This is a genomic window from Sphingomonas sp. URHD0057 (assembly GCF_000620665.1).
In the GTDB taxonomy this organism is placed as follows: domain Bacteria; phylum Pseudomonadota; class Alphaproteobacteria; order Sphingomonadales; family Sphingomonadaceae; genus Sphingomicrobium.
The window spans coordinates 503440-515849 of sequence record NZ_JIAU01000005.1 but is presented as its reverse complement, the minus strand read 5'-3'; the positions used below and the strand labels follow the sequence as shown (position 1 = coordinate 515849).

Sequence of the window (12410 nt, the reverse complement as noted above, 5' to 3'; positions counted from 1 at the left end):
GAGGAATCTTGTGCACCGCACCATTCCGCCGCTTGACGGCCACGGCTCACCCGAAGCAAGAACGGTCATGGACCTCTCGCCAAGCGATGCGACCACCCGCCGGCGGCGCGGCCTGCTGATCGTCCTGTCGTCTCCGTCGGGAGCGGGCAAGACCACCATTTCGCGCATGCTGCTCGATGCTGATGACGAGATCGCCATGTCGGTTTCGGCGACCACTCGCCCGATGCGTCCGGGCGAGCATGAAGGGAAAGACTACCACTTCGTCGACGACGAGGTATTCGACCAGATGATCCGCGACGGTGAATTCGTCGAATGGGCCAACGTCTTCGGTTATCGTTACGGGACCCCCAAATCGCCGGTCAAGGACGCATTGCGCGAAGGCCGCGACATTCTGTTCGACATCGATTGGCAGGGCGCGCGCCAGCTCGAACCGGACTTTGGCGAGCATCTCGTCACCATCTTCCTGCTGCCCCCGTCGATGAGCGAGCTCGAGCATCGGCTGCGCGCCCGAGGCACCGATTCGGGCGAAGTCATCGCGGACCGCATGCGTCGTGCGGCGGACGAGATCAGCCATTGGGCCGAATATGAATATGTGCTCATTAACGACGAGATGGATGAGTGCCTCGACAAGGTTCGGGCGATCATCGCGTCCGAGCGTTCGAAGCGAGTCCGACAGACCAACCTGGTCCCGTTCGTCCGCGGCCTCATCGGCCCCGAGCACTAACCTCCGAGCAAGTCCAGGAACCGCGTCGCCCCGAGGAAATCCCTCCGTCGATTATCCAGCGCTGCCTGCGCCTCCGCGTCGCTGCCCCATCGCTCGAGCTGCCAGCGGTCATCGAGGCTGACCGCGTCCCACGCCGCCTCCGGGGTCACGGCTTTCTCGAGCACGGCAAGCGCCGCGACCAGGGACCCGCCGATCGTCACCAGCGGCGACAGGCCGGCCAATTGGAACGGATCGAGCGCGGCCACCTCATGACCCAAGCGCTCGATCGTAGCTTGCGGTTGCTGGACATGGGTTACGCCGGTGGTCGTCGCGAAATCCACGTCGAAGCGACGCCGACCCCAGCTCAGCAAAGCGTCCCAGTTTTCCGCCTGCCGCACCACCAGCTCCGTGGGATTGTCGGCACGATAGCAAGCGAGGTCCGCCTCGGCGTAGCGGGCGAGCCGGTCCGCAAACTTTTGCCTGTCCGGCGCGACGCGGTCGATCGCGGCATTGGCGAGGCCCGTCAGCGGCATCGTCCGCGGATCTACCTTTTCACCCGACGCATCCCACTCGTCCGTGATCGCCTGCGCGAGCGTGCGACCAGGGACCACCAGCGGCGCCCGCGCCGGCGTGCGCAAAGGCCGTCCGTCCAGCCGGACGCCCCAGCCCTCGCCGTCCGGCTCGACCGAAACCTCCTTCCAGAACCGCTTCACTGCCCCTCGCGGTCCTGTTCGTCCCAGGCGCGCTTCAGCAGGCGCGGCGCGACCATCGCGTCGATCACGCCCAAGATGGCGACGATCGCGCCAAGCTGCGGCCATCCGCCGGGGCGGACCAGGTTGGTGTAAATGATCGCGATTCCGAGGAAGAAGATGGCGAGGCCGCCAACCCGGACAAGAGTCGCGAGCAGAAGCCGGTTCCGCGCCTTCGTATCGTCATCCATGGGCATGCTCCCGAATGAGATCGAGCACGTCGAGCGGATGCTCGGCGACCGCCATGGCGCCCGCTTCCAACAGCTCATGCGGCTCGTGATAACCCCACGCCGCGCCAATCGGCAGCGCCCCCGCCGCGGCGGCCATCGCCATGTCGAAGCTGGTGTCGCCGACGACGAAGGTCGTCGCGGGCGCCGCTCCGGCATCGGCCATGGCCTGCTCGACCATCGAGGGATGCGGTTTGGACGGATGGCGGTCGGCGGTCTGAAGCGAGACGAAGCGGGCGTGGATCCCGTGGAGGTCGAGGCAATGCTTGAGGCCGCGATCGGACTTGCCGGTCGCGACGGCGAGCAGCCAGCCGTCATCCTCGAGCGCGTCGAGCAGCTCGATCACGCCCTTGAACAACGGCTCCTCGACCTGGCCGGCGGCACGCAGCGCCATGAAATTGCGCTTGTACTCCTCGGCGAGATCGCTGTGATCAGCCGGACTCATTGCCGGCAGCAGTTCCGCCATTGCTTCGATCAGGCTGAGCCCGATTACGCGGCGCGCGATCTGCGGTGTCGGGACTGCAAGCTCGCGCTGCCGGAATGTCTCCTTGAGCGCGGCGTAGATCGTCGCTCCGCTGTCGACCAAGGTCCCGTCGCAATCGAACACCGCGAGCCTATTTGCCACGCGGCACCAGCTCTTCGATTGCGGTGACGATGTCCTCGCGGCCGGCGAGGCGTTGGCCCTCGATCGTCGCGGCCAGGTCTTCGCCGGTCTTGTGCTGGTTGAATTTTCGCGTGCCGCGGATGGCGCTCGGCTCGACTTCGAAGCCGACGATCGCCCTCGTCATGGCTTCGAACCTGCCTGGCTCCATTTTGCCGCGGGTCCACGGCATCTCAGGCGAATGGCGGCCCTCCATCTCCTCGCTGAGGCGATCGAGCAGCTCGACCAGCTCCTCGTCGGACAATCGGCGCGCCGGACCCTCGATCTCGACCGCTTCGTAATGCCAGGTCGGCACTTGGTTTGCCGACGCGTACCAGTTCGCGCTGTGATAGGAGTCGCGGCCAGTGACGCTGATCAGGGCCCGGTGGCCGTCGACACGCTCAGCGATCCGGTTGCGCCTCGCGACATGAAACCAGACCCGCCCCTCCCGGACGAGCACCGGCGCGTGGACGACGAACAGCCCGGCCTCCGATGCGGTGAAGATATGCGCGAACGACTGCCTGCCGACAAAATCGAGCATCGCCCGCTGATCTTCCCAGTGAAAAGCGGCATTCGGGTGCATCAGCGCTTGCCCCGTGGCTTGGCACTGCCCCGCGCCTGCGTGCTGCCCCGTGACCGCCGCTCGCCCCTTCGCTCGCGCCGGCGCGACTTGGCCGCCGCGGCGACCCTGCGTTGCTTGGCCTCGCGCGACGGCGGCGCTTTCTGATCGAGGGGCATGGAATCCCCCGCCATCGGGCTGAAGCCGAGCATCGTCAGGGACTCGGCGAAATGCGGCGGGAGCTCGGCGCTCACATCGATGGCGCCGCCGTCGGGCGCGTCGATGTGGATGCGGCGCGCATGAAGGTGAAGCTTGCGGCTGATCCCGCCGGTCAGGAACGCCTCCGGCCCACCATACTTTGCATCGCCGACGATGGGATGGCCGATCGCCGCCATATGCGCGCGCAGCTGGTGGGTGCGGCCGGTCAGCGGCTGAAGCTCGACCCAGGCGGCGCGATTCCCGGCGCGGTCGATGGTTCGCCAGCGCGTCTTGGCGGGAAGGCCATGCTCCTCGCTGATGTGCATTTTCTCGCCGCCGGTTCCGGGCTGCTTGGCCAGCGGCGCGTCGATCGTTCCTTCATCGGCGTCCGGCACGCCGACGACGATGGCCCAATAGACCTTGCGCGCGGTGCGGCCCGAGAAGGCCTTAGCGAAATGTCCCGCAGCGCGCGCCGTTCGCGCGACGAGCAATGCGCCCGAGGTGTCCTTGTCGAGGCGGTGGACCAGCTTTGGCCGGCCGCGCTCGTCGGCCAGCCCATCGAGCAGGCGGTCGAGATGCTGCGTCGTCTTGGTCCCGCCTTGCGTCGCCAGGCCGGGCGGCTTGTTGAGCACGAACGCCTGCGGATCCTCGTAAATGACCATCTCGCGGACGAATTGCGCTTCGTCTTCGGTCAACGGCTTGCGCCCGGGCGTCGCTCGCGCCGGCCGGGCGGCTGCCGCTTCGGTCGGAGGACAGCGGATTTCCTGGCCCGCCTCGATCCGGTCGCCCGGCACCGCCCGCGTCCCATTGACCCGAAGCTGCCCCGTGCGCGCCCAGCGCGACACGATATTGAAGCTGACGTCCGGCATATGGCGCTTGAACCAGCGGTCGAGCCGGATGCCGTCGTCGTCCTCGGATACGGTGAAGGTGCGGGCGTCGGCCATAGGGTGCCCCTAACAGCCCCTCCCCTTGATGGGGAGGGGTTGGGGTGGGGTGATGCCTCCGGAAGAGCGCGGCAGCTCCACCGTCACCCCCTCCCTGCCCTCCCCCATCAAGGGGGAGGGTTCTCTTCCCAATAATCGAACGCCTGGCGCTGCAGCTTGCGGATCAGTCTCGTCGCCTTCGGCCCTTCCCACTCGCCGGTGAAGCCATGCTTCTTGGCGCCGCCGACCCACCAGCCCTGCCCCGGCAAGCCGTCCGATTGCCGCACGACCAGCACGGCAAGCTCGGGCTCGCCGAGCTCGGCCGCTTCGTCGTCGACGTAGCTGAGCACCTTGCACAGCGCGCGCATCTTCGGCCGGCTGAAGTGGTGGCCGAGCAGGGCGAGCGTCTCGGAATAGCTGATCGCCTCGCCGGCCTTGGCGCTTGCGACGAGGATCGCGCGGACTTCGCGCGGGTCCGCGAGCAACCCGGCTTCGCTCATTGGGGCTGCTGGGTGAAATCCACCGGAGTCAGTTCGAACACGTCGAGCTTTGACGTGCTTTGCGGCCACGGGATCACCAGCCGCCATTTGAACGGCGCGATGCGTTCGAGCACGCCGGCCATGTCGCGCTTTGGGTCGTCCCCATAGGCCACCAGCGTCTGCGCATCGCCGAGCGCCAGGCTGCCGAGGAAGATGAGCCGATTGCCGTCGTCGTCCTCCCACAGGCGTCCAGCCGGGCGCTGGCTGCCGGTCTGCTTGACGATCGTCAGCAGATCGTCCTCGACCTCGACATAGCAGAAGAACGGTTTGAAGCTTTCGTACGGCTTCGACTTGGCCGTCGCCTTGCCGAGCTTGATCAGCCGGCAATTGTAGCTTCCGGGCGTGGGGGCGGGCCGCGGCAGGCTCGCCCGCGGCATCAGCAGCCGGCCCTCCCGGCGAAGGTCTACGGGGTTGGTCTTTCGAACGTCGGCCAGCGCTTCCTGCCAGGCAAGCCCGAGCCGGGCGATGCGGTCCTCATCGGCGGCGGTCGCCACGCCCTTCCACGCATCCGATTTGAGCGGTGCTCCAACCACCACTGACGGCGTGGTTCCGGGCGGCCCCTTTGGCTTGGTCGTGCAGCCCGCGATGAGGACGAGCGCCGCCAAAGCACAGGATCGCGCCCACTTCGCCTCGTTTCGTCGCTCGGCCTGCACGAATCCCCCTTGATGCAACCCTGACAGCCGGGCCGATTCGATTCAACCAACGTCAGGTTGAACATAAGCTTTCACATCGCGCTTACCGCCGCTAGGCGCGCCGAAGATGAACGCCGCAAGCCGAGTCAAAAACGGGCCGGACGGATCGGACCACCCCGGCTCCAGCCGCGGCTTCCTGCTCGGCCTCGGCGCCTATTTGCTGTGGGGCGTCCTGCCCCTTTATTTCAAAGCGGTCGCCGACGTCTCACCGCTCGACATTGTCGCTCACCGGGTGCTGTGGTCCCTGCCGTTCCTCGGAGTCCTGATCGCGATCGGCAGAGGCTGGCCCAAAGTGCGCGCCGCCCTCGCCGAACCCAAGACTCTCGGAATACTTGCCCTGACGGCGGCGCTGATCGGCGGCAACTGGCTCCTCTACACCTACGCCGTCGTCAGCGGGCACATCCTCGCGGCCAGCTTCGGCTATTATCTCAATCCGCTGGCCAATGTCCTGCTCGGCCGGTTCGTGCTCAAGGAGCAGCTCAGCCGAAACCAATGGCTGGCGGTGGCGATCGCCGGGGCGGGCATTTGCGTGCTCGCCGCAGGATCGCTCGGCCAGCTGTGGATCAGCCTTAGCTTGTGCGTCAGCTTCGCGCTCTACGGCTTGCTGCGCAAGGTCGTTCGCGCCGATGCCATGACCGGCCTCGGCATCGAGACCGCTTTGTTGTTCCCGCTCGCGCTAGGGTTGCTCACGTGGCGGACGGCGGCCGGCGCGCCGACGTTCGGCTCGGGCCGCTTCGATGCCGGGCTATTGCTGCTCGCCGGGATCGTCTCGACCACGCCGTTGCTGCTGTTCACCGCCGCGGCGCGCAAGCTCGCATATTCGACGCTCGGCATGCTCCAGTTCATCGCTCCCACGCTTCAGTTCCTGATCGCCGTCCTGCTCTACGGCGAACCGTTCACCCGCGCCCACGCGATCGCCTTCGCCGCGATCTGGACCGCGCTCGCGCTTTACGTGACCGAACTGGTGCGCAAGCCTCGGCTGCCCCAGCCCCCCGAATGATGCTAGGCTGAACCCATGTTCAATCTCGTCTCCTTGATCATCGGCCTGGTCGCGCTGGTTTTCGCCGTGATCGCCTTCATCCCGCTGCTTGGCTGGGCCAACTGGCTGATCATCCCGCTGGCGGTGATCGGCGCGGCGGTCGGAGTAATCTCGCGCGGCACCGCCGGCCGTAATCTCAATCTGCTGGTGATCGTCATCGGCGTCGTCCGCCTCATGCTCGGCGGCGGAATCTTGTGACGATTAGCGCGACATCCTGAGCTCTTCTGGCCGCTTCACCGCGCTTTGACATAGCTGCCAGGTGCGTCCTCGATCGCCTTGAGCTTGCCCTTACCGGGAATACGCGCGCCGTCCGCCTTCACCGTCGCTTGGTCGACCGACTTCAGCCAGTCGAGCCAGTCGGGCCACCAGCTTCCCTTATGTTCCTCGGCCTCTTCGACGAACGCCCCCAGCGTCGCGGCCGGCTTCGCATTGGTCCAATATTGGTACTTCTGCGCTGCCGGGGGGTTCACCACGCCCGCAATATGCCCCGAGCCCGCCAGCACGAACCGTTTCGAGCCGGCGAAATGGTTCATGATCTTCCACACGCTCTGCGGGGGCGCGATATGGTCTTCGCGCCCAGCCTGGACATAGGTCGGCGTCATGACGGCATCGATGTCGATCGGCGTCCCGCGGACCTTAAGCTCACCCTTCGCCGCCAGCTTGTTGCCCTTGTAGAGCGTGTCGAGATAGTCGCGGTGCCATCCGGCCGGCAGGTTGGTGGTGTCGCTGTTCCAGTGAAGCAGGTCGAACGGCGCCGGCTCGTCGCCCATCAAATAATTGTTGACCACATAGCTCCAGATGAGGTCGCGCCCGCGCAGCAGGTTGAAGGTCGCGGCCATGTAGCGGCCGTCGAGATAGCCTTTCTCCTTGGTCAGCTCGTCGAGCAGACCCATGGTCTCGGGACCGGTGAACAGCTTCAAGTCGCCCGCCTCGCTGAAATCCACCTGCGCGGTGAAGAAGGTCGCCGACTTGACCTTGTCCGCTTCGCCCCTGGCGTGGAGGTAGGCCAGCGTCGCCGCCAGCGTCGTCCCCGCCACGCAATAGCCGATGGCGTGAACGCTCTCGACGCCGAGCGCATCGCGGATCGTCTCGATCGCATCGACCTGGCCGTTCAGCACATAATCGTCGAGCCCGGTGTCGGCGATGCTCTCGTCGGCCGATTTCCAGCTGACCATGAACAGCGAAATGCCCTGGTCGACGCACCATTTGACGAAGCTTTTCTCGGGCGTGAGGTCGAGGATGTAGAAGCGGTTGATCCACGGCGGGAAGATCACCACCGGAGTCTTGAGCACGTCATCGGTGGTCGGCGTGTACTGGATCAGCTGGTAGAGCGGCGTCTGCTTGACGACCTTGCCCGGCGTGGTGGCGAGGTTGCGGCCAACCTCGAAGGCGCCCGCCTTGGTCTGCGTCAGCTGTCCGGACGCGATGTCCTTGAGCATGTTGGCGAGGCCCTTCAGCAAATTCTCGCCGCGCGATTCGAGCGTCTTCTTGAGCACTTGCGGATTGGTGAGCGCGAAGTTCGACGGGCTCATCGCATCGACAAAGCTGCGCGTCGCGAAGCGCAATTTCTCGCGCATCTCGGGATCGATATTCTCGATCTCGTCGACGGTCCCGAGCAGCTGGTCGGAGACCCGCAAATAGGTCTGGCGGATGGTGTCGAAGATCGGGTTCTCGCGCCATTCGGGCGCGGCGAAGCGGCGGTCCTTGCGCTCCTTCTCATCGCCCGTGGGTGCCGCAGTCACCCCGCCGAGCATCTTGCCCCAGGTCTCCAGGCCCTTGGCCCACGCCTGCGCGCCCGCCGTCATCAGCGCCATCGGATCGCTGCTGGCGCTGTCGCCGCCGAAACCGAAGGCCGGTGGCGACCAGCTCGGAAACGGCTGGTCCTTCTTCAAACTGTCGGCCCAGAATTCCATCAGCATCTGCTGCGCGCGCCCCATCACCAAGGTCCAATGCTGCCACTCTTCGAGCGTCGGCATCGCCGCGCCGGCCGTGTTCGTCTCTTCCGCCATTCGCGCCATGTAGGCTCCTGACGCCGTCATTGCGAGCGAAGCGAAACTGGATTGCTTCGTCGCTTCGGTCCTCGCAATGACAACGTGTGCCCAACTCCGCGATACCCGGCGTCTTCGTCATTCTCGACTATTTCGGGATTGCGGTGTTCGCGATTTCCGGCGCGCTGCTTGCCGCCGAAAAGCGGCAGACACTGGTGACCTTCATCTTCTTCGCGGTCGCGACGGGCGTCGGCGGCGGGACCTTGCGCGACCTGCTCATCGGCGCCCCGGTGTTCTGGGTGCATTCCAACGCGACGCTCCTGATCTGCATCGCCGCGGCGCTAATCGTCTGGCTCACCAGCCGCCGCCGCTTTGCCGGAAGGGCGCTTCTCTGGTTCGACGCCGCCGGGCTCGCCGCTTACGCGACCTACGGCTCGGCCAAGGCGCTCAGCTTCGGCGTCGCGCCCGTTCCGGCGTTCGCGATGGGCGTGCTCACCGCCTGCGTCGGCGGCATCATCCGCGACGTGCTCGCGGGCGAGCCGTCGATCCTCATGCGGCCGGAACTTTACGTCACCGCCGCCGCGCTCGCAGCGGGATTGTTCGTCGGCCTCAGCCTTCTCGGCGTCGCCGCCTGGCTCGCGGCTGCCATTGCGATCCCCGCAGCGTTCGCCGTGCGGGCACTTGCCATCTCGCGCGGCTGGTCTTTGCCCGCCTACCGCGATTAAGCTGGCGCTTATGCGGGCCTGGGTCACGCTTCCGATGCTTGTGCTCGCCGCCTGCGCGACCGTGCCGCGCGAGCCACCGCCGCGGGCTGAGGTCGGCATCGGGTTCGACCGCGACGGCGAGATCGCGAGCTTCGCCGACGGCGTCGCCGATCCATCGACCGGCCGCCTGGTCACCGTCGACGACCCGGTGCGCGTCGCTTCGATCAGCAAGCTAGTCACCGCGATCGGCATCATGCGGCTGGTCGAGGCGGGCAAGCTCGACCTCAGCGCCGATGTTTCCACCTACCTCGGCTGGCCGCTGCGCAATCCGGGCTTCCCCGACCGCCCGATCACCCTGACCATGCTGCTGTCGCACACCAGCTCGGTGCGTGATCATGACGACCAATATGCGATCCCGCTCGGCCAGACGGTCCAGGCGACCATGGCGGACCCGCGCTCGTGGGACCTCAGGCAGGGGCCCGGCGACGGCTACTTCACCTACGGCAACATGAACTTCCCGATCGTCGCCTCGATCGTCGAGCGAGCGACGGGGGAGCGCTTCGACCTCTGGATGCACCGCAACGTGCTCGAGCCGATGAAGCTCGACGCCTGCTTCAACTGGCCGACGTGCAGCGACGCGGCGCTCGCCCGCGCGGTCGAGCTCGACGGGCCGGACGGCAAGCCGCTGAAGGACGATCTTCACGGCGCGCGCCCGGCTTGCCCGGTGCTGGTCGCCGACGGCGAGCCCTGCGATCTCTTGCGCTGGAAGCTCGGCGAGAACGGCGGCCTGTTCGCGCCGCAAGGCGGCCTTCGCATCTCGATGAGCGGGCTCGCGCGCGTCGGCGAGATGTTTCTTGCCGGCGGCACGATCGACGGCGTCCGCATCCTCTCACCGCAATCGGTGGATACGCTGTTCACACAGGTCTGGCGCTCCGACGGCGTCAACGGCGCAACCGAGCATGGCTTCTACTGCAGCTACGGGCGCGCCACCCAGCAAATCCCGACGCGCGTGCCCGGTTGCGGCGACGACATGGGAACGAATGGCGCGATCCTGGTCGGCCACGCCGGCGACGCTTACGGCCTCAAGGCCGGGCTATGGCTCGACCGCTCACGCGGCCGCGGCATCGCTTATTTCGTGACCGGCGTCCCCGAGCACGCGGCGCGCGACGACCGCAGTTCGTTCACCGCCGCCGAAGCCCGCGCCTTCCGCCGCACCTACGCTTTGCTCGATCGCTAGTCGGCGTTCGTCATGCGCGGGTCGTCGAGCGCGGCGCGGATCGCCCGCCCCAGATCCTGCTTGCGATAAGGCTTGCTGAGCAGCGAATCCTTGCCCGTCAGATGCTCGTTCTGCGCGGCGAGCTCGGTGTAGCCCGAAGTGAACAGCACCTTGAGATCGGGCCGGCTCTGGCGAAGCTCGTCGGCGAGCTGATAGCCGGTCATTCCGCCGGGCATGATGACGTCGGTCAGCAGCAGGTCGAACTTGATCCCGCCCCTGACCAGTCGCAGCGCCGCCGCGCCGCTGTCGGCTTCGGCCGTCTGGTAGCCGAGATCTCCCAACTGGCGGATGACGGTCTTTCGCACCTTCGGATTGTCTTCCACCACCAGCACCGTCTCGTCGCCGCGTGGCGTAACCGCTTCGGCCCGCGGCGACTGATCCGCGGACTTGGTCGCGGCCCGCGGCAGATAGAGCTTGATCGTGGTTCCGTGGCCAAGCTCGCTGTAGATCTTGATGTGACCGCGCGACTGCTTGACCCAGCCGAATACCTGGCTGAGGCCGAGGCCCGTGCCCTGCCCTTCCTGCTTGGTGGTGAAGAAGGGCTCGAACGCTCGCGCGGCGACGTCCGGCGGCATCCCGGTGCCCGTGTCGCTGACCGCCAGCATCACATAATCGCCCGGCACCACCTCGACATGATGCGCCGCATAATCCTCGTCGAGGGTGATGTTCTGCGTCTCGATGGTCAGGATGCCGCCGCTCGGCATGGCGTCGCGGGCGTTGATCGCCAGGTTGACGATGGCGTCGTCGACCTGGGTCGGATCGACCGTTGCCGGCCACAAGTCCCCGGCGGCTTTGACCTTGACGTTGACCGCTTCACCCAGCGACCGTTGCAGGAGGCCGAGGATGCTCGGCAGACGAGCGTTGAGGTCGACCGCCTCGGGTTCGAGATGCTGCATCCGCGCGAACGCGAGCAGCCTTCGAACGAGCTCCGCGCCGCGCTCGGAGGCATCGATCACGTCGTCGGCCATGTCCGCGCCCGCCGACCCGTCGTCGAGCTGGTTCCGGAGCAGCTCGGAATTGCCGTGGATGATTGCGAGCAGATTGTTGAAATCGTGTGCGACGCCGCCGGTCAATCGGCCGATCGCATCCATCCGCTGCAGCTGACGGAGCTGTTCCTCGCGTGCCTTGCGATCGGTGACGTCGCGAATCAACGCCAGGATCAGGCCCGGTCCGCCCGATCCGCTCGCGATCGGAACCACCCGTGTCTCGACCATTCGCACCCCGGCCGCGGTGGTCAGCTTGCGGTCGGTGAAGGTGCGCGGCTGCCCGGCTTCGGCGACCGCCTTGTTGGTTTCCACGACGAGGGCGGCTTCTTCGGCCGGGAACAGGTCGCGTTCGGTGCGGCCGATGATTTCGCTGCGGTCGCGTCCGAGGAGCTTTTCCCCCGCGGCGTTGACTAACAGATAGCGGAAGCTGCCCCCGCTCGGCTCCTTCAGCAACACCATGTCGGGCAGGTTCTCGACCACGGCATTAAGCAGCGTGCTCGCGCGCTTGACCTGGGAGGTCCGCTCCTGGACCCGGTCCTCGAGCTCGAGATTGAGCGCGCGCAGCTCCTCCTCGAGCCGGCGGCGCCGCTCGACCTCGCCGCCGCGGAGCGCGAACAGCCAGGCGATGACCGCGAGACACAACGCGACGCCTCCGGCGAGGGCCAGGCTGGTCTCGCCGGCCCGCCGCAGGAGCAGCTTCCGCTCGTCCTGATATTCGCGTTGCTGGACCGAAAAAATGACCGATTCCTGCGCGCGGATGCGATCCATCAGGATCATCCCGTCGAGCAGGTTGCGGCGCGTTTTGGCGAGGTCCGCCCGCTCGGTAACCAGCGTTCGCGAGGAGGCAATGCGTTGCTCCGCGAGACGGAACAACGCCTCCAGCGAGCGCCGGAGGTCCGGGTCCTCGGCCAGCTTGCGCAGCCGTCCGACGGTCGCCCGGGTTGCGGCGATCCCCTGCTCCTGCCGCTCGAGGTGGCGGCGGTCGCCGCCGCTCAATGCATAGCCGCGGCCGCCGGTTTCGACGTCCTTGAGGTCGGACAGGAAATGGTTGATCTCGATCAGCAGCAATTGGCTGCGTTCGACGCGCGTGCTGGCGGCGATTAGCTGCTGGATGCTGAAGAAGGCCAGCGCGCTGACCAGGATGATGACGAGGAAGGCGGTCCACAACAGCAGCTTCTGGCGAGCCA

General features: G+C 66.6%; 14 protein-coding genes. 5 read left to right on the top strand and 9 right to left on the bottom strand.

All coding sequences use genetic code 11. From position 1 onward, the window contains the following. The first annotated feature begins 67 nt into the window (after nt 1-67). Nucleotides 68-724, top strand: a complete 657-nt coding sequence (gene gmk / locus N539_RS0102820) for a guanylate kinase (RefSeq protein ID WP_028969034.1) — start codon at nt 68-70, stop codon at nt 722-724. Here the strand turns inward: gmk and N539_RS0102815 are convergent. The 7 genes from N539_RS0102815 to N539_RS18090 form a co-directional block, all read right to left on the bottom strand. Beyond that, entirely contained in the window at nt 721-1416 is a 696-nt protein-coding gene (locus tag N539_RS0102815; protein ID WP_028969033.1) for an ATP12 family chaperone protein, read from the bottom strand. The genes gmk and N539_RS0102815 overlap by 4 nt on opposite strands. After that, nucleotides 1413-1643, bottom strand: coding sequence for a hypothetical protein (locus N539_RS0102810; protein WP_028969032.1), 231 nt, complete (start codon nt 1641-1643; stop codon nt 1413-1415). Before N539_RS0102810 ends, N539_RS0102815 begins: the two co-directional genes overlap by 4 nt. Beyond that, complete coding sequence (locus N539_RS0102805) at nt 1636-2304, bottom strand: HAD-IA family hydrolase (RefSeq protein ID WP_028969031.1); 669 nt, start codon at nt 2302-2304, stop codon at nt 1636-1638. Before N539_RS0102805 ends, N539_RS0102810 begins: the two co-directional genes overlap by 8 nt. Beyond that, on the bottom strand, nt 2294-2902 hold the full coding sequence (locus tag N539_RS15115; RefSeq protein WP_051531223.1) for an FMN-binding negative transcriptional regulator: 609 nt from the start codon (nt 2900-2902) through the stop codon (nt 2294-2296). The genes N539_RS0102805 and N539_RS15115 overlap by 11 nt, the downstream gene beginning before the upstream one ends. Further along, nucleotides 2902-4020 carry an RluA family pseudouridine synthase gene (locus N539_RS0102795; RefSeq protein ID WP_028969030.1) on the bottom strand — a complete coding sequence of 373 codons (1119 nt, stop codon included), beginning with the start codon at nt 4018-4020 and terminating at the stop codon, nt 2902-2904. The genes N539_RS15115 and N539_RS0102795 overlap by 1 nt, the downstream gene beginning before the upstream one ends. Nucleotides 4021-4127: 107 nt before the next feature. Then, nucleotides 4128-4499: a ribose-phosphate pyrophosphokinase gene (locus N539_RS0102790; protein ID WP_081774143.1), complete on the bottom strand. Its 372-nt coding sequence runs from the start codon at nt 4497-4499 to the stop codon at nt 4128-4130. Further along, entirely contained in the window at nt 4496-5191 is a 696-nt protein-coding gene (locus tag N539_RS18090; RefSeq protein ID WP_197018320.1) for a DUF4893 domain-containing protein, read from the bottom strand. Before N539_RS18090 ends, N539_RS0102790 begins: the two co-directional genes overlap by 4 nt. Nucleotides 5192-5297: 106 nt before the next feature. Between N539_RS18090 and rarD the strand changes: the two genes are divergently transcribed. Together rarD and N539_RS0102775 are read left to right on the top strand one after the other, a co-directional pair. After that, nucleotides 5298-6230, top strand: coding sequence for an EamA family transporter RarD (gene rarD / locus N539_RS0102780; RefSeq protein ID WP_051531218.1), 933 nt, complete (start codon nt 5298-5300; stop codon nt 6228-6230). A 15-nt stretch (nt 6231-6245) separates the two neighbouring features. Continuing rightward, nucleotides 6246-6467: a hypothetical protein gene (locus tag N539_RS0102775; RefSeq protein ID WP_028969027.1), complete on the top strand. Its 222-nt coding sequence runs from the start codon at nt 6246-6248 to the stop codon at nt 6465-6467. Between the two features lie 35 nt (nt 6468-6502). Here N539_RS0102775 and N539_RS0102770 read toward each other — a convergent pair whose 3' ends face one another. Further along, nucleotides 6503-8278 carry a PHA/PHB synthase family protein gene (locus N539_RS0102770; protein ID WP_028969026.1) on the bottom strand — a complete coding sequence of 592 codons (1776 nt, stop codon included), beginning with the start codon at nt 8276-8278 and terminating at the stop codon, nt 6503-6505. A gap of 86 nt (nt 8279-8364) precedes the next feature. Here N539_RS0102770 and N539_RS0102765 point away from each other — a divergent pair, with 86 nt between their 5' ends. Further along, on the top strand, nt 8365-8982 hold the full coding sequence (locus tag N539_RS0102765; protein ID WP_051531216.1) for a trimeric intracellular cation channel family protein: 618 nt from the start codon (nt 8365-8367) through the stop codon (nt 8980-8982). A gap of 10 nt (nt 8983-8992) precedes the next feature. Further along, complete coding sequence (locus N539_RS15105; RefSeq protein WP_037551750.1) at nt 8993-10198, top strand: serine hydrolase domain-containing protein; 1206 nt, start codon at nt 8993-8995, stop codon at nt 10196-10198. Here the strand turns inward: N539_RS15105 and N539_RS17560 are convergent. Further along, on the bottom strand, nt 10195-12390 hold the full coding sequence (locus N539_RS17560; protein ID WP_197018319.1) for a response regulator: 2196 nt from the start codon (nt 12388-12390) through the stop codon (nt 10195-10197). The two genes, N539_RS15105 and N539_RS17560, sit on opposite strands and share 4 nt — an antisense overlap. Between the last annotated feature and the right edge of the window lie 20 nt (nt 12391-12410).